A 23,608-nucleotide genomic window follows, 5' to 3' on the forward strand; every position below is an offset into this window, starting at 1 on the left:
TCAATCTTCATCAAACGAAAAGTCATCCATATCTACTGATTCGGTAAGTGACAGGGCAATGGCACACATCATCAGATCTTCTGGGAGCTTTGTGAAATCGCTGTTTAAAATAGTTTCGCTTACATTGGCATATAAGCTACAACCGGCCCCGGTTTCTACGATAAGTCCTGATGTACGCTCATTTTGACGTCCAAAAAACGTCACCTGCTGTAGCATATCGCTGGCAATAAAGGCCGTGCAGTTGTGCAGTTGTAAAAACGTATTTTGGGCATACACCGAAACCATATTAGAGTTTTCGCCTTTTACCTCAAGGCCAAGGTGTATCTCCAATGCAAGGCGTCGTTTTTCCTCCTCATTGGTCACTTCAAAGCGAAATACATCATTACCAAGAGGTTTCGCCTTTGTTTCCAGCACATTAGCAATAGCATCAATATTTTCTTTTGTAAACTGATGAACCATTGGTTCGCGATCTTATGCAATCATTATTTTGATTCTATGGAATATACTATTCACAGCTTTAAATTAGAAATTTTGGCTGTGTTGTTCATATCACAACTTAGAATAATTTACAGCTGAAACCTATCGAATTCTTTCTTGTTTTCTTCTTTAGTTGCCGGAACTGAAATACGGTTGCCGGTAATAGCATTTACCCGGTCATGGAGAGCTTTTGCTTCTTCGTCATCACCATTCATAAAGTAAATGCGCTGTATAATAGTTAGATGACTTACAGACCTTGAAATTTCACGGGCTATTTGTTGACGTTCTGAGCTAATACTCTGTATGCGCTGCTTTAAGCGTCGTTGAGCCTTCATATTAGCATTGTTACGTGCCTGTTCAGCCTCTTGGTTAAGTTGTGATAAATCACTTTGGATTTTATCGTACTCAGCAATACTGCCTTCAAGATTTTCCAATACTCCTTCTTCGAGTTTTTGTGCTAACTCGACTGCATTTTGGGTATCTCCAACATCTGCATAACTGTATGCATACAGAATAGTAGAGTTGACATTATTATTGTTGATGTTAAATGGAAGTTTTTCTTCGCCCCATTCCAGCCAATAGCTGGCACTGTCGGGCATACCCATTTCGTTATACTTATTTGCCAGTTCGGTAATACTGAAGCGATAATTACCTAACATGCGACGAATGTTCTCGTCAAAATAATTGTCGGGATCATTCCATTCTCTAAATTGGAAGTTTGAAAGCCGCTTAGCATGGATACTTGGATCCATCCACCCATAACCCTGCGACTGTCGACGTTGGGGTACAACGCGGAAGGCCTTTCCTTCGAAACGGAAATAGGGCTGCAGATTCATCTGACTCTGACTGGAAACTGTATTTGCAAAATATACCGGCCGTACCCAATCATTATTTCGGAGGAGATTTAAAATAACCTCGTCCTGTACTTGGGTGTAATATCGCTTATTTCCCTGGCGATCTTGCCCGGCCGAACGTCCCTCGTAATACCAAGCTACTTCGTTATCCAGAGAATCTATGGGGATTTGGAAATGTATTTTTGATAAATCAAAGCCAAGATCTTTATCAGGGTCAACGCCCATTGCTTGCTTGTAATCTTCCATACTGCTGAATGCATTTGTCAGCATTTTTTTGTCAACCGGTATTCTCAGCGTGTCGGGATTATGCATCGAGAGACCGCTGGTCAACTGTTCAACTTTCTCATCATCAAAAGAGATAGGGAGGGGAGCCGACTCGTGAGACCACTGATCTCTTAGCTGTTTAATATACCAATCCGTATTGAGCAAACTAAGGCAGACGATACGCACATCAGTCCGTATACCTTCAACCTCCTGAAGATACCAGAGGGGGAAGGTGTCGTTATCACCATTCGTAAATAATATGGAGTTAGGGGCTGTTGAGTTAAGTAGATTATACGCATAATCTGGAGCAACGTATCGGTCACCGCGATCGTGGTCATAGAAATTTTCCATGCCCATCCATACAGGAGCCGCTAAAAAGAGTATGCCTAAAATCGCATATGAAACTATCTTACTCGATTTCAAATAGTCCTTAACTAATTCTACTAATCCTATGCCACCCATACCAATCCAAATGGCAAAGGCAAAGAACGATCCCACGTAGGCATAGTCCCGCTCGCGCGGCTGCATGGGGGTTTGATTGAGATAAAAAATGATGGCCAATCCGGTAAATGCAAATAAAGCTAATACCGATAGGGCTCGCTTCCAATCATTTTGGAAGTGAAACAGCATTCCAAATAGTCCAATCAAAAACGGGATATAGAAATAGCTGTTATGTGCGGGGTTATTTTCATGTTCCGTTTCCGTAAAGCCGGCCTGCCATCCCGCATCCTGAATGTCGGCATCACGACCAATAAAATTCCACGCAAAGTACCGCCAGTACATATGATTGACCTGATACCTTAAAAAGAAATCTAAGTCACTCGAATATTGCGCATACTGCCGCATGTGTTGGGGATTAGTAGAGTATCGACGGGGAAAGAAAGTTTCCTCATCACGATTAACAGTTCCCTGGCTGTTATCAAAAGTGTGGCCCGTAAGCAGAGGGGTTTGCCCGTACTGTTCTCGCTCCAGGTAATCGATAAAGGCTTCTACGGTTTCAGGATCATTCTCGTCAATGGGAGGATTAGCTATAGAACGGATAAAAATAAGCGAATACGAGGAGTAACCAATTAAAATCATCGTATAGCAAAGTAATACGATATTTGCCATACGGTATCCATTCTTATGGGTGTAGTAGAGTCCATAGCTCATTGCCAATACAACAAGGATAATAAAGCCTAATGGACCAATGAGTCCATAGCTAGCATTTGTAATCCATTCCAGGAGATTTGGAATGCCTTGAATCGTGCCCGGGTAAATCAACAAAAAAGCACCTGCCGAAGCGGCCATAAGTGCTCCAAAAGACCTATAGCTGAATTCATATTTTTTGAAATAGATAATAAGTGCTACAAAGAAGAGGGCAAGAATATTGAGCAAGTGAATTCCCAGTGCAATTCCAAACAGATAAGAAATAAGGATTATCCAGCGCTCATTGTAAGGCTCGTCATGATTTTCGGCCCAAACCAGTGCCAACCACACAACCATAGCTGTAAACATCATTGAAAGGGCGTAGACCTCGGCTTCAACGGCACTAAACCAGAACGTATCAGTAACAGCAAAAGTGGCGGCTCCGAGAATCGCTCCACCGTACATACCAATTTTGTCGATGGTCAGCATGTTATCAGGAGCTCCTTTCCATTCTCTGACCAATCGTACAATAATTAAATACAACAGCATGACGGAAAGAGCCGAACTGAGCACACTAATAAAATTGATGCTGGCCGCTACGTAAGCTGTAGGCATGAACATTGAAAAGATGCGGCCCAAGAGGGAATAGAATGGAGCTCCGGGAGGATGGTTTACCTGCAGGCCATGGCCAACGGCGATAAATTCGCCGGCATCCCAAAAGCTGGCTGTAGGAGCCATCGTTATGAAGTACAAGACAAGAGAGGCGAAAAACGTAATTAAAGCTAACGTACGGTTGGTAGTCTTATGATTCGAAAACATTCGTACCTAATACTTTAAAATGCTGTTTAAATGGATTTCTTTAGCAGGCAATAATAGCCATAGGCGTGATAGAATCAAAATGATAATACAGCCTATTTGCGTATTAAAAAAGGTTTTTTAACGACTATTTCTTGGCAATATTATTTTAAAAGTAGTAACAATTTTAAGTGTCGGTTGCCACTTCGCAAAAAAATCATTAAAAATAGAAGCTGGAAATTTTGAACCTATTAGAAAATGAGGAATACGCTATATGAGCGGTAAAAATGGATCAGGGGATCTCTTTTCGACAAAATTAGGGCTTATTTTAAGTGTATTGGGTATTGCGGTTGGGACGGGAAACATTTGGCGGTTCCCCCGCATTGCCGCACAAAATGGCGGACAGGAGGGAGCCGGGGCTTTTCTTATTGCATGGATTACTTGCCTGTTTCTGTTTTCGATTCCATTAATTATAGCCGAATACGGCATTGGACGGCATGGTCGTAAAGGCGTTATCGGGTCGTTCATAAACTTAGTGGGTAAAAAATATGCCTGGATGGGAAGCTTTATTGGCTTTGTAGCCACGGCAATTATGTTTTACTACAGCGTAGTGGCAGGCTGGTGCCTCTATTATTTGATAGAATCTATATTTTCGACTTTGCCGGCAAATATGGGGCAGGCCGAAACTATTTGGTACGGCTTCCAGAATTCGATGTGGCCTTCAGTTTTCCACGCAGTAATGATTGGACTCGGTGGACTTATTGTATTTAAGGGAATTTCATCCATCGAGCGGATTAACAAGGTGCTCATTCCATCGTTGCTGTTAGTTGTTGTAATTTCGCTGATACGAGCAGTTACTCTTCCCGGCAGCTTTCAGGGAATTGAATACCTCTTTACGCCCGATTGGGCTACGTTGGCAGAGCCAAGCTTGTGGCTGGAAGCCTTAACACAGAATGCCTGGGATACCGGTGCGGCATGGGGGCTCATCCTGACCTATGGTGCTTATATGCGTACCAAGGATGATATCACCATCAGTGCATTTCAAACAGGTATTGGTAATAACATCGTATCGCTGCTGGCCGCAATGACGATCTTTGCCACTGTATTTGGTACACTTGGCAGCAGCATGAGTAATGGAGAGATTCTGAATATCATGAAGACTTCAGGTCCGGCCTCTACAGGATTAACCTTTATGTGGATGCCTCAGCTTTTTAACGAGATGGCCGGCGGGAAAATATTTGCCATCCTTTTCTTCCTGGGATTAACATTTGCTGCTTTCAGTTCACTTATCTCAATGATTGAATTAGCCAGCCGCGTATTTGTGGATATGGGTTTCCCCCGAAGAAATGCCACTATTGCCATCTGCGTTACCGGTTTTCTATTAGGGATGCCTTCGGCAATTTCAACAGATATCCTTGCCAATCAGGATTTTGTATGGGCGGTTGGGCTAATGGTTTCCGGAGCCTTTATGTCGTTTGCCATCATCAAGTTTGATCCCGATAAATTTCGATCAACCATCGTAAATACCGGTGAGCACAAGTATAAACTGGGAAAATGGTGGGCGGTTATCATCAAATATGTAGTGCCGGTAGAAGTAATTTCACTGCTCATTTGGTGGATATATCTCAGTATTACATCCTACGCTCCCGACAGCTGGTATAATCCGCTAAGCACATTTTCGGTGGCTACCATTGCCGTACAATGGGGCATAGCAATGGGATTATTTTACTTCTATAACGATAGGATCGCTGAAAAAACGGTGCAAGGGTCCGACTAAAACTTATTTGGGATCTATTTTTTGGTCTATTGATTGCAGCAAGTCTCTAATTTCTTTGAGCACTGCTAAAGTAGATTCATCGGTTTCGCTTGTTGAGGATGAATATTTGTTGTCGGTCACCTTATCGCGCTGCTCTAAAACCTGGCTGCGAAAGTCGGAAGCATCTTTGATCCCAATGAGTGTCAGGTCGGCTTGTCCTTGGCCGCTACCACCGGCTGTTTCGACCTTAAGAATGCTTAATCCAAAAAATTTGAGCAGGGGACCTTCTTTAAATGTGAGATCTTGAATTTTATCCAGCGGGATGGTCCGCTCTACATGGAATAGCACTCCTTTCTCGAAACGAAGAGCTCGCGTCGTTAGCTCGGCGCTCAATCGATCAAAGTATTTGCTAATCAAAATAGGCGCAACAATAAAATAAATGGGTAATAGAACAATCCCCACGATAGTAATTATTGAAATAAGCATCCCATAGATCAGTAAATACCTTTTAATACGGGAATTAAATTCTGCTTTTTGTACTATTTTTGTTTCAGCTGTCATAATTAGGCATTTAGTTGATGATTAAAATAGATATCCGGTTTAATAATGTATCTGGTAATCGCTCTTAAAACAATTCTACCCCCAGTGTTGCTCCAATCCAGAAAACATATTGCCGCCCTTTGGCTTCTATATCAAATAACCGATAAGGGGCGTAATCATCACTTTCCTGCAATCGCGAAATGAGCATATTCAGGGTAGGGCCACCGTAAAATTTAAAATCTTTGTTCACTTCTTTTCCGAATAGGAGTCGGTACTTTAGCATTGAATTTAAATCCTTAGTCCAACTACCCTCATTGATTTTAAAATACGAGAAATCAGAATAGAGTTCGTAATTCTCGTATTCGTGTAACCTCCCGATACTCCAACCAATTTGCCAAACATCACGATTGAGCAACGGATTAAATCCAACAGAAAGCATGTTATATACTTCTTGAGTTCCCAGCTTCATTCCAATATTTGTAAAGCCGGTTTCAGTGGTCCATAGATCAATATTTTTTCTACCATCTCTGTAGTAGCTTATAAGTCCGACTGGTACGCCTTCAAACTCATTCCCATAATTTACTAATCCCACTTGTATACCTTGTCCTTGGCCCACAATATTTGCCATGCCCAGTTGAATGCCCTGAAAGTCTTGACTAATATTTACTGAGCTTAAGCTGATTCCCTGAAAGGATTTCGAATAGTTTAATGCACCTGATGCAATGAGTCCTTGCATATCCCGCCGGGCAATATTAGCAACTCCACTGAATAACAATCCTTGGATATTTCCGCCGGAAATGTTGCCAACGCCTGAGGCTAAAAGTCCCTGAATATCATTTTTTGCTATGTTGAATGCTCCGGCATATTGCATTCCCTGAATACTCCCTCCTGACAGGTTAAATATCCCACCCAATTGTAGCCCTTGTATATCTGATGAAGTCCAGTTGCCAATACCCGAAACTTGAACCCCTTGCATGCTATTGCCGCTATAATTTCCTATTCCGGCAATTTGTACTCCCATTGTACGGTCTCCTGTGTAATTAGCAATACCGGCTATTTGGACACCTGAGGCATAATATTTATTGGCATTAATAAGAGTACCAAACTCAAAACCTTCGTGAAGTGCACCGTGGTAGCCTCCTAACAAGTTGAAAGAATATTTTGAGGCATAGTTAACAGCATCAATACCATTAGTACCAAGCCCCGGAATAAGTGTTAGCCGATACGTGCGATATTCAAGATCATATTTTTCCCACTGCTGATGATCGGTACTGTCTTGTGCTTGGATTGAAAGAGAAGAGCTCAATAAGAAGGTTAAAAATATAACTGATAGAAATTTGAGTTTACTCATTGTAATCTGCAATAATGTAATTGTTGTTTGGATTCTATGCTAATGCACATACGAATCCAAGTAAAATTTGTTATAGGAAAGGGGTATTGGGAAAAACTTTTTAAGCAGATTAAAAAATAGTAATCCCGGTGTAAAAAATATTTGAATCTACGCCGGGATTAATTTTACCCAGATGACCGTTGGACATGTGATGATATTTATATCCAACTGAAAGAGAGAGATTATCTAAGACCATAATTTCCATTCCCGCACCAAATTCAAGCGTGAAGTTAAATTGGACGCCGCGATCATCGGGAAAGGGCTTTTTGAAATACATAAAGCCTGTTGAGGACTTAAGGAAGGGTTGTACAGTATTATGATGATTGAAATTGAATTGTAAGCCCAGGGGAGTAATCCCAAATCCACTGTACGAACCTGCTTGATATATTTCCGTATTGGATAACGTATAATTTGCTGCCAAATTGACTTCTGCAGTATATTCAAGCAGATGCTTGGTGTTGTAGGTGACAAGTTTCCGATTGTATCGGAGGGTATAGATACTGAGCGTAGCCTTAGGAATTTTGCCCCAGACTCCCTTGTTAGAAGTAAAAGAATAACCGGCAATAAAATTCATTTCATGGATGTCAGTATTTTTCTCATTTACCCAAGCAAATCGATCACCAAAATTACCATCGGATTCTTGATTATCAGTATGATCTGTAGTTTGTCCAAAACAAATACTATTAGCTGATAATAAAACTAATATTGATATTAGAATATTTTTAATCATTAAGTTAAATAACTGATATATAATGGTATAGAGGTATTACCTTTAATTTTTATAGATTATTTTCTTCCGCTTCTACAAATACTCGTTTTACAAGAGGAAACTCTTTTTTGATCCGAGAGGTTAAGGTTGAAATATTTTCTTCTACATTTGATACATTCATTTTGTCTTTAAAATTCACACTTAGATTTAGGAGCACATAATTTGGCCCCATATGCATGGTTAATACTTCATTAACACCAGATATAAAGTTATAGTTATTTGCCAATTTTGTGATCTCTGTTACAATTTCGGGATCGGCGCTTTCACCGATCAATAGGCCTTTGGTTTCATAAGCAAGCCATGCAGCTGTGAATCCCAAAATTATTCCAATTACGATAGAGGCGATGCCATCAAAAATGTGGAGTCCGGTATATTGGCCTAATGCTATACCGATGAATGCTACAATTAATCCCAGCATGGCAGCTGAGTCTTCAAATAAAACGACGAACAAAGTCGGATTTTTCTCTTTTCGTACGGCTTCGTAATATCCGCGCTTTCCGCGAGCTTTATTAAATTCTTTCCAGGCAAAATACCAGGCAAAACCTTCGAAAATCATAGCAAATCCTAATACGAGATAGTTTATTATAGGATTTTCAACAGGATGGGGATCCATCAGGCTGTGAATGCCTTCATAAATAGAAATACCGGCACCAACACCAAATATCATGATAGCAACGATAAAGCTCCAGAAGTAAATCTCTTTACCGTGACCAAAGGGAAACTGTTTGTCAGCGGGCTTTTTGGCTTTTTTTAATCCCAATAAAAGCAATAGCTGGTTCCCGGTATCAACCGTAGAGTGTATCCCTTCTGACATCATTGCTGAGCTACCTGTTAGCACTGAAGCTATAAATTTGGTGATAGCAATGAGTCCATTACCAATTAATGCAGCATAAATAACTTTTTTCGATGATCCGGCCATAACAAAAGGAATTATTTACTATAAGAGATTTTGCTTGTTTCTATATTGATCAGTCCAATTATAGGTAAATAAATTGTGTTCCTAAAAGGGTATATGATCTACATTTTATAATATCGAAGTATAAAAATTGTAAGGATTTGATTTCTGTGTGGTCTTACTAATAAAAGCAATAAAAAAGGGGAGGCCTATGGGGAAATCAATACTGCTTAGTAAGATTCGTACAGAGATAAGAAGACGGGGAATGAGCTATCGTACCGAACAAACCTATATCGGCTGGATTATCCGTTTTATTTATCATCACAATTTGGAGCATCCTCAAAATATGGGGGAGCAGGAGGTGGTGGGATTTTTAAACCACCTTGTTACTAATAGGAAGGTTTCGGATTCTATCCAAAACCAGGCCCGACAAGCTATACAGTTTTTGTATCGACATATTATTGGAAAACCGTTACCACCATTAAAAGGGCTTGTAAAAGGACAAACACCTTATAATTATCGGTCGCTGAATAGCAATAGGAAACAACAGATTTCGCCGTCATAAGTTAAGGTTGTCCATTTCCTTTTGACCGACGTTCTTGGAAAAACTGCTTTAGAATCCACTCACAGTCTTCCTCCATAAATCCATGAATAACATCAACTTGATGGTTTAGTTTGTCACTTGATGTAAGATTATAGACGCTACCGCAACTTCCTGCTTTAGCATCTAACGCACCAATTACTACCTGATCAATTTTGGACCAGACGAGTGCACCGGCACACATAGGGCAGGGTTCGAGGGTCACGTAAAGTGTGCAATCCTGAAGATATTTTTGTCCTATTGTGGAGCAAGCTGCCGAGATTGCGAGCATCTCGGCATGAGCGGTGGGATCGTTTAGCCGTTCCGTTTGATTATATCCCTTCCCAATGATGCGATCATTTTTTACTACAATAGCGCCAACCGGTACTTCCTTTTCTTCATAGGCCTGTTCAGCCAGAAAAAAAGCCTGTTGCATGAATTGAAGATGTTTTTGAGTACCGGAAATATCAGAGTTCATTTAATTTGCTTCCTTGGAGATCAAATAGCTATTATCAGCACGACAATTTCAATAAGAAAATACGGCAAATGGATGGTGTTAAACAACAAATAATTGCATTACTGAAAGAGAATATCCGCAATATTCCCGATTTCCCTAAACCCGGTATCCAATTTAAGGATATTACGCCGCTGCTACAGAATCCTGATACGCTGGAGCTTACTTCGCAGGCGTTAGCTCGTCCATTTCGTCATATGGATATTGACTATGTGGTGGGATTGGAATCGCGCGGCTTTTTGTTTGGCACTAATCTTGCTCAAGACTTGCATGCCGGCTTTATTCCCATCCGAAAACCGGGAAAACTCCCTGCCGATACGATCTCCGCAACCTATGCGCTCGAATACGGCGAAGAGGCTATTGAAATTCATGAGGATGCATTTTCGAGAGGAGATCGTATTCTTATCCACGACGATTTGATAGCTACAGGAGGATCGGCTAAGACAGCTACTCAATTAGTTGAAGAGCTTGGGGGACACGTAGTGGGCTACTCGTTTATTATTGAATTAGAAGCGCTTCAAGGAAGTGATCAACTTTCCGATGATATTCCAAAAGATATTCTTATCTCTTTATAGACCGTATCTTCTGTTTATATCTGCTCTCTGCAACTCTTTTTACCAATTCATTTATAAAAATCTATTCTGAGACTGCTGGGGTCTTTTAAGGAACATTTGTTTGTGATACCCTCTATAAGTAATTGAGCAAAAATAATAGTTCAATTCTTAATAATAGAATAAACGGTATCATGAAATCATTTATACAAACGGTTACGATGATATCTGTGATTGCAGCGGTGCTTCTGACAGGCTGCAAGCAATCAATGGTTATCAGCAAGGTAGACTATTCTCAATCAATTGAGTCGGTACTGCAACCTGATGAGGATGGCACTGTGGAAGATCCCAAGCATGGGATTTCGTTTAATATAAAGCCCATTCAATATGCTGAGACTCAGGACACTTCTTCGATAACTACTAAACAGGTACGTTATATTCGTGGACAAGAGGGCTACTACTATATAACCGCTCCCGATTATAAGAATGTATACGTTATGGCTCCTGAGAAAGGGAAGTTGGTATTAAAAGAAACCTTGAAAATAACAGATGAAGGCATATCAAAACCTGCATTTAACCAGCGGATGACGCATATTCAGCTTCTTAATCGATCAACAGGAGAGGTATGGCAGGTTAATGCAGAAAGTATTAAAAAGGAAGAATCGCAAATGGCTCAACGAGAGGTGAACTGATTATGAAACTTCGAATAATAATATTAGTAACGGTCGTAATCGGGCTTTTTTCATCGGTGCTTTATGCTCAGGAGGCACAGTCGGATTACGAAATACAGCAAACGTTTAAGGAACAATATGCTGACTACGAACAGCAGGTAGAGAATGTATCATCTCCCGATAGTGCAGAAAAGCTGATCGAATCTATTAAACAATTTGAGAAAAAATATAGCGAACATAAGAAGTTGCTTGATAAAGCCTTATATCCGGATACGTATGAAGAGCAGATGGAAAGTTTGAAGAAGTCTTCTGTTCGTACAGTTAATAAGGTTGAAACCATTGCGGAGCAGCAAAAGCAACTTAAAAAGCTTGAGACTCAGCTGGCATCATACGAACAGGATTTAAACCAACTCGATCAACAGACTGATTCTCTTAAAACAGCCATTCGTAAGTCTACGGAGAGTGAAAAAGAGCTCTCAAAGATGGTGCGTGAGTATCGGCAAAGTTTAGAAAGGCGCGATGAGCTTATTTTGACGTTTATTGATTCAATGCTTGTGACGTATCAGAATATGAACTTAGATGCATTACAGGAGATCGATGATTACAATCAAAAATCACGAATTAAGACCAATGACGCACTGAAATTAATCCACGATATTTCAGAAGAGAATATCCAAATATTGGAGCGCAATGCCTCAAAATTGCAGCTGGATGATTATATGCGCATGGCTGAGGTAAATCACCAGTTTCAGATTATGTGGAATAGACTCGGCGATAAAATTCATGAGGTTTATGAGGGCAACAATGCTGATATGCTTTTAAAAAATATAAATGGACATATAACTAAATGGAATAACCTGCTACAGGTAAATACCATTGATGCAATGAAGAATTATTTTGCGCAGCAGGATATTAAAACTGATGCTTTTGAGTCAGCTGGTGAATTGAACAAGGTCTTACATTCCTATCTGGATCGAAAGATAAAGGATAGCAAGGATAACCCTTCTGAAGCAAATTATAGCGAGCTCCAGAAATTTAAGGAGTTTTGGAATCGCGTAGAAGTGCAATGGACAAGTAATTTAGCTCATGCCAATGTGTTAAGCCGGGAACAGATTTCAAAACTCAATCAAAAAGTAGATGAATGGACCCAAATTGCGCAGCCGCGGTCTAATAATATTCTTGTTTATCTACTCGGTGGTAGCGTATTACTGGCGGTAGCATTAGGCGTGATGTTGATTCGCGAAAAGAAAAACAATGGATCGGCCTAAGGTTTGCCGAAATTAAGAAGTATATTTTTAAAAGGGGATCCGTTGTGCAACGGATCCCCTTATTTAATTAAATGACCATTAGCTCTTATCTGTTTCTTCCTCAGCTAATAATTTGATAAATAAAGTCATTGAGCTGGTTATAGTATAATATTCTTTGCACGCTTTGATTAGGATATAGATGAGTATGGCCCACAGTGATATCCCGATTGTTAGGTCGATCCAATGCCAATCTTGACCAAACTCAATGAGATGCCAGAAAGAATAAAATGAAGCAATAAAAACACTAAATGAAACGGCCCAGAATATGTTTTTTGCTTTATCTATTTGATGTTCAGCAAATTCTTTCAGACGATTTTCTTTTAGTAACTGCTTGTCTTTATAAAGAAATAGATTAGTGTAAAGGGAAAAACCGCTTGTGGTTTGTAATTCCTCTTTGAAAAACTCTTTAATAACTTTTCGACTGGACATGACAGATTAATTTTTCTTGGGATTCAGCCGCGTTTTTTTAATGCTGTCAATTTGAGCAGGAGAGAGGGAGTCATCAAAATTATAGAGCGCATTTTCCCAGGAACCATAAACAGGATTAGGCAATACGTACCAAAATCTTCCCCATTTATCTTCATTATTTTCAACAAGTTCGGCCCGTTCTTGTTGGGAAATACCTTTAGCCGATACAAAATCATTCAGATCATCTCCGAAAATCATAACAATACGATGGTTTTTAGCAACGTACGCACGACGTTCTGTTTTGGCCGAAGTCCAGTTTTCCCGTTCATTATTACTTAGAATACGATCTTCGTTCTCAGCAAGTGGAAACCCAAGTTCTTTTAAGTTTTGGCGGGTTCCTTCTTCAACTTTGGCTTCGCGATTGGTTAGATAAAAGACGGCCACCCCTTGATCGGCCGCTCGTTGCGTAAATTTAACAGCACCAGGAACCGGATTTGCCTTTGCCTCCATCACCCAATCATTCCATTGCTCTATATTAAAGCTATTGTTTTGCTCAATCATCCGAGCCTGAAAAGGTGAATTATCCAGCACTGTTTCATCTACATCCAAAATAACTGCGGGAGGCAGGTTGCGCATTTCTTGATCTTCCTGCTTGGGATAGGCCGTCCAGTATGAATCTTCAATGGCCATTCCCAAATTTGAAAGCGCTGTATTATAAACTGATGTCGTAAGTGCATCATATTCAGCTGCATTTTGTGTCCAGAGCGTAGCCGAAGTAGTTTGATGCTGAAGGGTAGAGGTGCTGCATGAAGTGAAAAGCAATCCAAGGAACAGAAAACTAAAGGGGATTAATTTTTGAAAAGTACGAAGCATAATAAGTCGGTGATTGTGTTAAATTTTGCAGCTGTAAAGTATTAAAAAGTGAGAAATTTAGAAGAAATGAATTTAAAAGTTCGGAGATGATACAAAGCTTAATAACTTGTATACTTGAGTGGGTTCATTAACGATTAATGTGATTGTAAAATGGCTGCTAAAAAAAAGGATCTCAAAATTATTGGCAGATTAGAACCAATCAATTTTCCCGAGTGGGATTTATATGGTATCGATGCAAAAATTGATACCGGAGCTTATACTTCCAGTTTGCATTGTCATCATATAAAGCCTGTTCAAAGGGAGGATGAGGAATATGTGCGGTTCAACTTGTTGGATCCATCACACGAAACCTATAATGACAAGCTTTTTGAGTTGCCGATATATCGTAAAAAGGTGGTCAAAAGTTCTAATGGATCAAGGGAAGAACGGTTTGTTGTAAAAACAAAGGTTCAACTTTTTGATCGGCTTTTAACAGCTGAGTTGTCACTCACGGATCGTTCTGAGATGCGTTATCCCGTCTTGGTTGGACGGAAGCTAATAAATGGACGATTTCTCGTTGATGTATCCCAAAAATATTTATCGGAAAAGGAAATCAAAGAACAGACATAATTTATTCTACATGCACATAGTTGTTTTATCCCGAAATTCTAAACTTTATTCCACCTCTCGTCTTACTGAAGCTATTGAAGACGCCGGTCATGAAGCTACCGTTTTAGATCATCTTAAATGTGATATCGTAAGTGAAAAAGATAATCCTTGCATTTACTATCGCGGTACCAAAGTTGCTGGTGTGGACGCAGTAATACCCCGCATTGGAGCTTCAGTAACGTTTTATGGGTCTGCGGTTGTACGTCAGTTTGAAATGATGAAAGTATTTACGGCTGTTGAATCACAAGCGCTTGTGCGATCGCGTGATAAACTAAGAAGCCTGCAAATTATGGCTCGGGCCGGGGTGGGGATGCCTAAAACTGTGTTTACAAATTATTCCACCGAGGTGAGAAAAATTATTGAATCCGTTGGTGGTCCGCCGCTCATCGTTAAATTGCTGGAAGGTACACAGGGCGTTGGTGTGGTATTGGCACCGACTTTTAAAGCAGCTGAGTCGATTATACAGGCGTTCCACAGTATGAAAGCCCGTGTGATTGTTCAGGAATTTATCGAAGAGGCCAAAGGCGAAGATATCAGAGCTTTTGTTGTGGATGGTAAAGTTGTTGGAGCTATGAAGCGAAAGGGCGTCGAAGGTGAGTTTCGATCGAATATCCATCGCGGCGGTAGCGGAGAGTTGGTTAAGTTAACCAAGGAAGAACGTCGTGCCGCGCTTATTGCCGCTCGTGCAATGGGATTGTCGGTTGCAGGGGTAGACATGCTGCAGTCGGAACGTGGTCCGTTGGTGCTCGAAGTAAACTCCTCTCCGGGATTGGAAGGTATTGAATCGGCGACCGGCAAAAATATTGCCGGACGTATTATCTCATTTGTTGAGCGCAAGGCTACCGAAATAAAGAATAGTCCCCGGAAGAGTCAGAATTTGACCAGAAATGCCTGATACAATTACGATTAACAACTACAAGATTGAACCGGGGGAACATAAAGAGATTCAGTTGAATATAGCCCGGCTACCTACCTATACCAATATTGATCTCCCGGTACATGTTTTCCGGTCTGAAGAGGACGGACCTACATTATTGCTTACCGGCGGGCTACATGGCGATGAATTAAATGGCATAGAAATCATCCGCCGGATGGTTTCCAAAGATCTGCTAATGCCAAAGAAGGGTAGTGTAATTGCGCTTCCCTTGGTTAATGTATATGGATTTATCCAAAATGTACGTGGGTTGCCTGATGGTAAGGATATCAATCGCAGCTTCCCGGGTGTAAAGGGCGGTTCGCTGGCACGTTTATTAGCCCATACGTTGATGAATGAGATCGTCCCACAGATTGATTACGGAATTGATTTTCACACCGGTGGGGCGGCCCGATCTAATTATCCACAAGTACGTTGTACGCTGGATGTAGAGAAGAATAAGGAGCTTGGTGAAGCTTTTGGAGCTCCGTTTGTAATTCATTCTTCGCTTATTGAAAAGTCTTTTCGAAAAGCGGCACATAAAAAAGGGAAACATATTTTGGTGTATGAGGCCGGCGAATCAACGCGTTTTGATGAGTTTGGCATTCAGGAAGGTATCAATGGCACCCTGCGTCTAATGAAATATCTTGAAATGAAAGATGAAGCTCCTGAACCCCTTCAGGAAACTAAGACATATCGAAAAACAACATGGGTTCGGGCTAAATATGCCGGTTTGTTTCGACCTAAAATTGAACTTGGCGATGAGGTAAAAAAGCGTCAGGTATTAGGGCATGTCAATGACCCATACGGCAATGAACAGTTTAAGTTTACTTGTCCGCACGATGGACAGGTAATTGGGTTGAATTACGCTCCTGTAGTTCACAAAGGTGATGCATTATTACATTTAGCTTACGAATAATTTCAAAATTACTTTAATCATATTATGCGCGACGATCTTTTATTTCATATAACTACTAAAGACGATTGGAAACAGTTTAATAATAGTGGAAGTTATGAGCCGGAATCCCTTGAAAGCGAAGGATTTATCCATTGTTCAACAGGGGAACAAGTCGAAGCTACAGCAAACAGAATTTTTGGAGATAAAGATGAAATTCTTCTGCTTGTGATTGATGCTACTACACTTCATGAAGATATTAAATATGAAAAAAATGAGGATACCGGGGAAAAGTTTCCACATCTTTATAGTCCGCTTAATACCAATGCCATTATCGACAAAATTACTATTAAAGCAGAGGACAACGGTAATTTTGATATCGCATTCACCACTAATTAACAATGTTAGATCAGGCGATAACACATATTACCGAAATTGCGCAAATTCCTTCGTTTAGTACCTACGAAGAACGACTCCATCCATACATTCGTCGGGTATTTGAAGATATTTCTTCGTCACATGAAATTGATGTTAAAGGCAACAGCTTAGTTTATAAGGTTGGTAATAGTTCTGAATTCCCAACGATTGCCCTAACGGCCCATCTTGATAAAATTAACCACTATGGCACTGATTATCCCGATCCATTGCCAATTGATATTATCGAAGATCAAATTGAAGGAGCTATGGACGATAGTGCCGGGTTGGGAATGGTAGTAACGTTGGCCGAAATGGCCGAATCCCGTCAATGGCCGAATCTGCTTTTTTTCTTTTCCGAAATGGAGGAGAAAAAGGGGCTTAAAGAGCATCCCGAGCTACTAAAAAATAACGGCAAGGGGTATACAAATGGGATGGGTGCTCAACGCATTGCCCAGCAATGTATAAAATTGGACACCGTGCCTGACCAGGTTATTACCCTGGATACAACCCCGCTATTTAAAGGAGATAAAGGTGTAGCGCTATATGCCAATCACTGGGAGTTGAATGATCTTGATCCCACTGAAAAGCTTATCCAAAAGACAGAAGAAACGGTGAATCGATTTTTAGATATCGATGGAGAAATTAAAGTAGATAATAACACCAATGATTATCTCCATTATGGAGAAGAATTTAATAAAAAAGGTGGTTGTACAACGGTTTCAGTGGCATTAGAGCCTTCTATTTATCCTTATCATCAAAAAGGTGAACGAGTATTTATTGATGATATCCAGCGGTGTTTAACAATTTTAGAATCCCATCTAAATGATTCTATTTCGTGAAACGGCATGCCTTTTTATACAATCCCGAAGCACAAGGTGGAAAGTCGGAAATGAAACTCGAACGCTTACGGGCGTTCATTTCTGAATTTAAAAATGGCTATTTATTTCACTCCCAGAACATTGGTGATATAACCGTCTTTATCGAGCAACATTTTGATAAATTTGACGTATTTGTCGCATGTGGCGGGGATGGAACAGTCCGTGAGGTGGCTGCTACTCTCATTGATACTCCAAAACAGATGGGGATTATTCCTCTTGGAACAGGTAATGATCTTTGTAAAACGCTCAATATCCCCGTTAAGTTGGAGCAATCCATTTCTGTATTAAAACAGGCAAATTCGGTTCCAATAGATGTGGGACAATGCAACGATTTTATCTTTTTAAATTCATTGGGATTCGGGTTTGATGGCTTAACTAACCGTTATGCATTACAGCTGAAGCATTTACATCCATTGTTATCATATTCGATATCGGCACTAAAAGCAGTGATCAATCACTCATCTTTTGAAGTAAGCGTAAATAAAAATGGAAAGATTTCTAAAGAGCGTGCTATTATGTTTTCATTGGCAAATGGAAGGGTAGAAGGAGGTTCTTTCTGGATTGCCCCGAACGCATCGATTACTGATGGAAAATTAAATGCCATTTTGGTAAAACCTGTAGCAAAATGGTTGATTCCTGTTTTACTACCACTTTTTTTATTTAAAAAATCACACCTAATCCCACAAGTAAGATCTGCAGAAGTTGAAAAGCTTTCCCTTTACTTTACTGCTGATGTTGATATTCATGCTGACGGCGAAATAATCGAAGCGGAGTCAAATAAATTTGATATTTCATTGAATGCCAACGCCTTAGAGGTAATTTGCCCTTTATAAAATAGCTATTCAATGACTCCATCAATGATGTGGATGACTCCGTTGCTCGCCTTGATATTGGATGTGCTTATTCTGTTCGACTCAATAGCCAGGTTATTGCCACTTTGATTTTGAATAGAGATTGTTTTGCCGCTTAAACAAGTAATATCTGACATTGCGCGTAAACTACGCTTGGTAGCCATCCCGGTTAAGATATGATTTAGCAAAAGATTAGAATCTGATTTTTGTCCTATACTAAGGTTATTAAAAGCGGCATTTGTTGGTGCAAATACGGTAAAAGGTCCCGATTGATTAAGGCGATCATCAACGCCAGTATTTTCGAGTGCCTGGACAAACTGAGTTGTTTGGCTGTTGGACTTTAGTTTTTCTACAATCGTCTGAGCTTGTAAGTCAGAAAGAGTAACCAAAAAAGACAGTGCTAAAGCTAACCGGAATATCTTTTGGGAAAACTTCATATATTAATTTTTAATTAAAGATAATCTTGATGAATGTAGGTGATTTTTTTGCATGCCTATCTTATTATAATGCGTTTTCTTTGAGATCCAAATATTAATGTCGTAAAAGACTCCAGATTAAATTGTACCCAATAATAAAATATTGAGTTGTTGTTTTACTTAAAACATCTGTAATGCGTAATTATGTTCCTATAATACATATTTCGACATATCAAACCATGATAAATATATTTAAACCGCTTAGAATTGAAATTTGATCAATGTCTTTGTCTGGATCATTTAAACAGGGATTTTATGATCAAATGATAATAATTGAAGTAAATATTATTAAAAGGAGTGTTTGATAACGGAAGATCAGTTAATATTTAATGCATCTATAGAGAATTATTGATGATAATTTATTTATAAATAAAGAGAGTGAGCCGGTAGTAATTGAGATCATAGATACTAATTAGAACTAACTTATAGTTTAAAAATATCACGTTGGAATATTGGTTCTCATTAAATTCCATACTTATCAGTATAAAATATTCTTTATATAGAATTGTCGAATAAATTAAATGCAAGATGAAGCATTGTTTTAAGTAAATTGTATTATATGTCGCATAATTTATATTATGTAAAGTAAGAAAGGTTTTAATATGATAGGTCTTTTTTTATTAATGGTCCCTACCTAATTTAATATCCCAGTTAGCTTTATTTGTTATTTAATTCAGATCCGAAAGTGTTTCTTGGGTTGCTTTGAAGTTTGGTAATTCGCTGGCATCATCTAATATCTCCTGAAACCTTATGGTGCCCTGTTTGTCTATCACAAATGATGCCCGCTTGGAAACCCCTTTCATACCATAAAAATCATCATACAAAGCATTATATTTTGCTGATACTTTTTTGTTGAAATCACTTAGGAGAGTAAAATTCAAATTCTCGCTCTGTTTAAATTCCCGCAGACAGAAAAAGCTGTCTACACTTATCCCAATAACTTTGGCATCCAGCGAATCATATAACTTCATGTTATTTCTTGTGGTACAAAGTTCTTTAGTACAAGTGCTGGAAAATGCTAAGGGAAAAAATAACAGAAGTACGTTTGCCATTCCCTCAAAATCAGAAAGTGTTATATCCTCTCCTTTTGTATTCTTCAGAGTAAAATCCGGGGCCTTAGAATCAATTTTCGATGTCATAATAGATTATGCTGTATTTGTAACAACTTCTTTTTCCGTCTGCTCATATCCTAAAATACTTATAACCATGGCAAGACCTACCAATAATTTCCATACCCACTGGTAGGAATCCTGTATCTCTGAAATACTCCAGAAAAGGATATAAGAAATCAGAAAAACGATCACTCCACCCAGTATAAGTGCGTATTCGGTGCGACGATAGGTATAAACAGAATACATAAGGAGTGCTATAGTGATTGCTCCACCCTGGTATATTACTAATAGCCACGTTTTAATAGCGTATGTGTCCTGAACCAGTAAATAAGAGAGGATAATTAAGAGTGGAAAGGCTGTATAAATCATCGGAAATTGAGCAAACACAGGTTTCGATTCCCGAATAAAGATAGCCAACGAGCTAAGTACAAACGCCAGACTTGTTACATGTCCCCATTCAACTATAAATTCAGCAGCAGCGGTTACACTGGGATCCGTCATTAAATGATCTAATAAAACGGAAAACTGCATTATCGTAAATATTCCGGATGCAACCGTAAGCCCAAGAAATTTAAGTCGTCCTCTTTTATTTGTGAGACTAAAAAACTTAGCAGCAACATAACCACTAATAAGTATAAGTACTAATGTTGCCCAGATCATAGAACTTAATATTATCAGTCTTGGTTTTCGCTGGGATGTTGACCTTGTTGTTGTGAGCGGCGCTGCTGTATGTCACGTTGCTGCTTCTTTTCTTGGTTGTAGATCCGTACTTGATCAGCAATATCTTTTAGTATTCCCCTTTCAAAGCGAATCATTTCTTGCATAAAATCAAAAAGTAACAATTGGGTATTATTTCTGTAAACAACTGTTTCCCAATCAATTAGCGAAATGTTTTTAATAGCATTTACAAGTCCTGCCCTATGTTTCGCTATTTTTTTAAGGATCTTATGCACATTCTCCAATTTCTCCTCATCTTTCTCGAAACTTTCTTTAAAGTGGGTAAAGTTATCGAGATGTGTGGGACGAGGATTCTCAATGGCCTCTTCCATAATCGGTCGATAATAGGAAAGTTGGGCGTGATCAATAAGCAACAACATTTCTGCTATTGAGCGTCCTTCAGGAGGTGTTTTTGAGTAAGGTACGTCATCAATAACGTACTGCATTGCCTCTGCCTCATCCTGCAGATATGAGGCGTCATCAATTAAGCGGTCAAGTTCTTCCTGTGAGATTTCCCGATCAGCCATGGTTCGATTATCTCACCCATTCAGATTCAGGCTCTACATCGTCATTATGTCGTTGCTGTTCAAGCATTTCAACAAGAGAAAGCCCGGAATGGAATTCTTCATCTCGATCACGGACAGAGTGAATATTATTTTCTTCCTGAAAATCCCAAAACTGTCCAAATTGACGATTTTTGTATTCACGAAGAAACTCTAAACGCTCTTGGAGATCTTCTTTGGGAACCAGCAGTCGCTGTTTATCATAAATAGCCTCTTCCCTGGATTCAAAGACTATATCATAGTCCTTACTCATTACGATCGCCTCTTCCGGACATACCTCTTCACAATATCCGCAGTAAATGCACCGCAGCATATTAATTTCGAAAAAGTCAGGATAGCGTTCTTTGGGATCGTCAGAGTCCTCATTGGCTTGCATACTAATAGCCAATGGCGGACAAGCTCGTGCACACAACCCGCAGGCTACACAGCGTTCCTTGCCATTGTCTTCAACCAACACCGGTCGTCCTCGAAATATAGACGGTGGGTCCCATTTTTCTTCGGGATATTGCAGCGTTACACTGGGTTGGAACATCTGCTTAAGCGTATACCACAACGCTTTAAAAATTTCAGGCAGATACAAATTTTCCATAAAGGAAAAAGAGCGCTCTCGGTCAAACTGTTCATTGAGCGCGTTCGCTCTGGGTTGCTCTAAATTTTGAGGTGTTGGCATGAGTATGCAATTAAAAATTAGTTGTTGCTCAACGTAATATCGCTGGAAAAATAACTGATTCAATGATTCACGTCAAAAGGAATATCAATTATTTCTGAACAAATCTCATTGTTATGGGAACCCCAGTAAATTCAAACTCTTCTCTAATTTTATTTTCAATATACCGTCGATAGCTGGCCGGTAGTTCCTCAGGCTTATTCATGAAAAATTTGAAGACAGGTGGATTCGATTTTACTTGGGTGCCATATTTTATTTTTAGTTTAACTCCCCGCCGAACCGGCAATGATTTTTCTTTTAAGATGCGTTCGATAAAATCGTTTAAATCTGACGTTTTTATCGTCTTTTTTCGTTCCTGCAATACCTTGTCGGCAACATCTATCACCTTGTGGATACGCTTCCTGTGTATGGCTGAAATAGACACAATAGGAATATATTTCATCATCGGCACGCGACTGTATACATACTCCTCGAACTCTTTGTGGACGTTTGTATCTTTGTCGGGCACCAAATCCCACTTGTTGAGAATAATCACGATACCCTTGTTATACTTTGCCGCATTTCGAAGAATGCGTTTGTCTTGCTCTTCAAAGCCGCGCATAGCATCGAGCATAATCAAGGCAACATCACATTCCTTGAGAGCCCTGTCGGTTCTTACAGTGCTGTAAAACTCTACATTTTCTTTAACTTTTGCTTTCTTTCTAAGCCCTGCGGTATCAACGAGAATATATTCTTTCTCGTTATAAATAAGTTTACTGTTGATGGAATCGCGGGTCGTCCCGGGAATGTCAGTCACAATACAGCGCTCATCATCCAAAAGCGCATTAATAAAGCTACTTTTACCCACATTGGGACGTCCTACCACGGTTAATTTCGGAATGGAGGTTTCGGGTTCATGCTTTTCCGCGGGCAGTAATTTAACTACTTCATCAAGCAGGTCACCCGTACCCCGGCCACTTAATGCCGATATGGGATACAATTGCTCAAATCCCAGGGAGTAAAATTCGGTGGCGTTTAGTTCGCGCTCCTCATTATCAGCTTTGTTGGCCACCAGCAATACGGGCTTTTCTTCCTGCCTAAGCAGTTGTGCTACCGACTGATCGAGGCTGGTAATACCGGCCTCGGTATCAACGACAAACAGGATAACATCCGATTCTTCAATGGCAATATGAATCTGCTCCCGGATACCCTGGATCATTACATCCGTTTCATTTGGCAGGTATCCGCCGGTATCAATAACATTAAATTCACGGCCATTCCAGAACGATTCTCCGTAATGGCGATCACGGGTAACACCGTATTGATCATCAACAATTGCTTTACGGCCGCCGATAAGTCGATTAAAGATAGTAGATTTGCCTACATTAGGCCGCCCTACGATTGAAACTACAGGGAGCATGTGGTATTTATTATTTATATTTTATTTTCAATGACAAGCTACAAAAATAACGAATTTAACTGTTAAAGTAGAGTATAAACTCAATGCTTGAAACCTTTTATAATAGCTTCGGATTTCTCGGTTCTATCACCGTCGCATTCACAATTTTTCTTGCTTTTATTTTCTGGATGGCCGGTATAGCGGGCCTCTCTCAGCTTTCGGAATCACGTAATAAAAATATAAAGCTTATCTGTTCTATATTTTTTCCTCCCTACCCTATCATCTGGGTTTTTGTTGATATGTATCGACAGAGCCAACTTA

General features: G+C 39.8%; 26 protein-coding genes. 11 read left to right on the top strand and 15 right to left on the bottom strand.

Annotated elements, in window-relative coordinates:
* Together ACQ4LT_RS05440 and ACQ4LT_RS05445 are read right to left on the bottom strand one after the other, a co-directional pair.
* Window positions 1–459 carry a hypothetical protein gene (locus ACQ4LT_RS05440; protein ID WP_445665007.1) on the bottom strand — a complete coding sequence of 153 codons (459 nt, stop codon included), beginning with the start codon at window positions 457–459 and terminating at the stop codon, window positions 1–3.
* A 107-nt stretch (window positions 460–566) separates the two neighbouring features.
* The gene (locus tag ACQ4LT_RS05445) at window positions 567–3,542 is read right to left on the bottom strand and encodes a protein O-mannosyl-transferase family (protein WP_445665008.1); all 2,976 of its coding nucleotides are present in this window, start codon (window positions 3,540–3,542) and stop codon (window positions 567–569) included.
* 250 nt (window positions 3,543–3,792) lie between these two features.
* Here ACQ4LT_RS05445 and ACQ4LT_RS05450 point away from each other — a divergent pair, with 250 nt between their 5' ends.
* On the top strand, window positions 3,793–5,295 hold the full coding sequence (locus ACQ4LT_RS05450; protein ID WP_445665009.1) for a sodium-dependent transporter: 1,503 nt from the start codon (window positions 3,793–3,795) through the stop codon (window positions 5,293–5,295).
* A gap of 3 nt (window positions 5,296–5,298) precedes the next feature.
* Here the strand turns inward: ACQ4LT_RS05450 and ACQ4LT_RS05455 are convergent, their stop codons facing one another.
* The 4 genes from ACQ4LT_RS05455 to ACQ4LT_RS05470 all read right to left on the bottom strand — a co-directional run bounded on the left by ACQ4LT_RS05455 (window position 5,299) and on the right by ACQ4LT_RS05470 (window position 8,892).
* Window positions 5,299–5,835, bottom strand: a complete 537-nt coding sequence (locus ACQ4LT_RS05455) for a PH domain-containing protein (protein WP_445665010.1) — start codon at window positions 5,833–5,835, stop codon at window positions 5,299–5,301.
* 64 nt (window positions 5,836–5,899) lie between these two features.
* A complete protein-coding gene (locus tag ACQ4LT_RS05460; protein WP_445665011.1) occupies window positions 5,900–7,165 on the bottom strand; it encodes a hypothetical protein in 1,266 nt (421 codons plus the stop codon).
* Between the two features lie 109 nt (window positions 7,166–7,274).
* Window positions 7,275–7,934 (bottom strand): acyloxyacyl hydrolase, encoded by a 660-nt coding sequence (locus ACQ4LT_RS05465; RefSeq protein ID WP_445665012.1) that lies wholly within the window; start codon window positions 7,932–7,934, stop codon window positions 7,275–7,277.
* Between the two features lie 49 nt (window positions 7,935–7,983).
* Window positions 7,984–8,892, bottom strand: coding sequence for a cation diffusion facilitator family transporter (locus ACQ4LT_RS05470; protein WP_445665013.1), 909 nt, complete (start codon window positions 8,890–8,892; stop codon window positions 7,984–7,986).
* A 187-nt stretch (window positions 8,893–9,079) separates the two neighbouring features.
* Between ACQ4LT_RS05470 and ACQ4LT_RS05475 the strand changes: the two genes are divergently transcribed.
* Complete coding sequence (locus tag ACQ4LT_RS05475) at window positions 9,080–9,433, top strand: site-specific integrase (RefSeq protein WP_445665014.1); 354 nt, start codon at window positions 9,080–9,082, stop codon at window positions 9,431–9,433.
* Window position 9,434: 1 nt separating this feature from the next.
* On the opposite strand, the gene tadA is transcribed toward ACQ4LT_RS05475, so the two are convergent.
* Entirely contained in the window at window positions 9,435–9,926 is a 492-nt protein-coding gene (tadA, locus tag ACQ4LT_RS05480) for a tRNA adenosine(34) deaminase TadA (protein ID WP_445665015.1), read from the bottom strand.
* A gap of 68 nt (window positions 9,927–9,994) precedes the next feature.
* Here tadA and ACQ4LT_RS05485 point away from each other — a divergent pair, with 68 nt between their 5' ends.
* The 3 genes from ACQ4LT_RS05485 to ACQ4LT_RS05495 all read left to right on the top strand — a co-directional run bounded on the left by ACQ4LT_RS05485 (window position 9,995) and on the right by ACQ4LT_RS05495 (window position 12,452).
* The gene (locus ACQ4LT_RS05485) at window positions 9,995–10,537 is read left to right on the top strand and encodes an adenine phosphoribosyltransferase (RefSeq protein ID WP_445665016.1); all 543 of its coding nucleotides are present in this window, start codon (window positions 9,995–9,997) and stop codon (window positions 10,535–10,537) included.
* A 170-nt stretch (window positions 10,538–10,707) separates the two neighbouring features.
* Window positions 10,708–11,205, top strand: a complete 498-nt coding sequence (locus ACQ4LT_RS05490) for a hypothetical protein (RefSeq protein ID WP_445665017.1) — start codon at window positions 10,708–10,710, stop codon at window positions 11,203–11,205.
* 2 nt (window positions 11,206–11,207) lie between these two features.
* Window positions 11,208–12,452 (top strand): hypothetical protein, encoded by a 1,245-nt coding sequence (locus ACQ4LT_RS05495; protein WP_445665018.1) that lies wholly within the window; start codon window positions 11,208–11,210, stop codon window positions 12,450–12,452.
* Between the two features lie 78 nt (window positions 12,453–12,530).
* Here ACQ4LT_RS05495 and ACQ4LT_RS05500 read toward each other — a convergent pair whose 3' ends face one another.
* Window positions 12,531–12,920 (bottom strand): hypothetical protein, encoded by a 390-nt coding sequence (locus tag ACQ4LT_RS05500; protein ID WP_445665019.1) that lies wholly within the window; start codon window positions 12,918–12,920, stop codon window positions 12,531–12,533.
* 6 nt (window positions 12,921–12,926) lie between these two features.
* The gene (locus ACQ4LT_RS05505; protein WP_445665020.1) at window positions 12,927–13,772 is read right to left on the bottom strand and encodes a 5'-nucleotidase, lipoprotein e(P4) family; all 846 of its coding nucleotides are present in this window, start codon (window positions 13,770–13,772) and stop codon (window positions 12,927–12,929) included.
* A 150-nt stretch (window positions 13,773–13,922) separates the two neighbouring features.
* Here ACQ4LT_RS05505 and ACQ4LT_RS05510 point away from each other — a divergent pair, with 150 nt between their 5' ends.
* Genes ACQ4LT_RS05510 through ACQ4LT_RS05535 form a run of 6 tightly spaced genes read left to right on the top strand, consistent with a single transcriptional unit; the run spans window position 13,923 to window position 18,356 of the window.
* On the top strand, window positions 13,923–14,381 hold the full coding sequence (locus tag ACQ4LT_RS05510; protein ID WP_445665021.1) for an ATP-dependent zinc protease family protein: 459 nt from the start codon (window positions 13,923–13,925) through the stop codon (window positions 14,379–14,381).
* 10 nt (window positions 14,382–14,391) lie between these two features.
* A complete protein-coding gene (gene rimK, locus ACQ4LT_RS05515; protein ID WP_445665022.1) occupies window positions 14,392–15,315 on the top strand; it encodes a 30S ribosomal protein S6--L-glutamate ligase in 924 nt (307 codons plus the stop codon).
* Window positions 15,308–16,252: a succinylglutamate desuccinylase/aspartoacylase family protein gene (locus ACQ4LT_RS05520; RefSeq protein WP_445665023.1), complete on the top strand. Its 945-nt coding sequence runs from the start codon at window positions 15,308–15,310 to the stop codon at window positions 16,250–16,252. Before rimK ends, ACQ4LT_RS05520 begins: the two co-directional genes overlap by 8 nt.
* Before the next feature lie 24 nt (window positions 16,253–16,276).
* Window positions 16,277–16,627 carry a DUF952 domain-containing protein gene (locus tag ACQ4LT_RS05525; protein ID WP_445665024.1) on the top strand — a complete coding sequence of 117 codons (351 nt, stop codon included), beginning with the start codon at window positions 16,277–16,279 and terminating at the stop codon, window positions 16,625–16,627.
* Between the two features lie 2 nt (window positions 16,628–16,629).
* Window positions 16,630–17,484, top strand: coding sequence for a hypothetical protein (locus tag ACQ4LT_RS05530; protein WP_445665025.1), 855 nt, complete (start codon window positions 16,630–16,632; stop codon window positions 17,482–17,484).
* The gene (locus ACQ4LT_RS05535; protein WP_445665026.1) at window positions 17,481–18,356 is read left to right on the top strand and encodes a diacylglycerol/lipid kinase family protein; all 876 of its coding nucleotides are present in this window, start codon (window positions 17,481–17,483) and stop codon (window positions 18,354–18,356) included. Before ACQ4LT_RS05530 ends, ACQ4LT_RS05535 begins: the two co-directional genes overlap by 4 nt.
* A 5-nt stretch (window positions 18,357–18,361) precedes the next feature.
* Here ACQ4LT_RS05535 and ACQ4LT_RS05540 read toward each other — a convergent pair whose 3' ends face one another.
* From ACQ4LT_RS05540 to der, 6 genes are all read right to left on the bottom strand, one after another.
* Window positions 18,362–18,811, bottom strand: coding sequence for a fasciclin domain-containing protein (locus tag ACQ4LT_RS05540; protein ID WP_445665027.1), 450 nt, complete (start codon window positions 18,809–18,811; stop codon window positions 18,362–18,364).
* Window positions 18,812–19,518: 707 nt separating this feature from the next.
* On the bottom strand, window positions 19,519–19,989 hold the full coding sequence (locus tag ACQ4LT_RS05545) for a redoxin domain-containing protein (RefSeq protein WP_445665028.1): 471 nt from the start codon (window positions 19,987–19,989) through the stop codon (window positions 19,519–19,521).
* Window positions 19,990–19,995: 6 nt separating this feature from the next.
* A complete protein-coding gene (locus ACQ4LT_RS05550; RefSeq protein WP_445665029.1) occupies window positions 19,996–20,622 on the bottom strand; it encodes a hypothetical protein in 627 nt (208 codons plus the stop codon).
* A gap of 14 nt (window positions 20,623–20,636) precedes the next feature.
* On the bottom strand, window positions 20,637–21,206 hold the full coding sequence (locus tag ACQ4LT_RS05555) for a hypothetical protein (protein ID WP_445665030.1): 570 nt from the start codon (window positions 21,204–21,206) through the stop codon (window positions 20,637–20,639).
* A 7-nt stretch (window positions 21,207–21,213) separates the two neighbouring features.
* Window positions 21,214–21,912: a NuoI/complex I 23 kDa subunit family protein gene (locus ACQ4LT_RS05560; RefSeq protein WP_445665031.1), complete on the bottom strand. Its 699-nt coding sequence runs from the start codon at window positions 21,910–21,912 to the stop codon at window positions 21,214–21,216.
* Between the two features lie 88 nt (window positions 21,913–22,000).
* Window positions 22,001–23,308, bottom strand: a complete 1,308-nt coding sequence (der, locus tag ACQ4LT_RS05565; RefSeq protein ID WP_445665032.1) for a ribosome biogenesis GTPase Der — start codon at window positions 23,306–23,308, stop codon at window positions 22,001–22,003.
* Window positions 23,309–23,608: the final 300 nt, after the last annotated feature.

It is taken from the genome of Fodinibius sp. AD559, assembly GCF_052712805.1.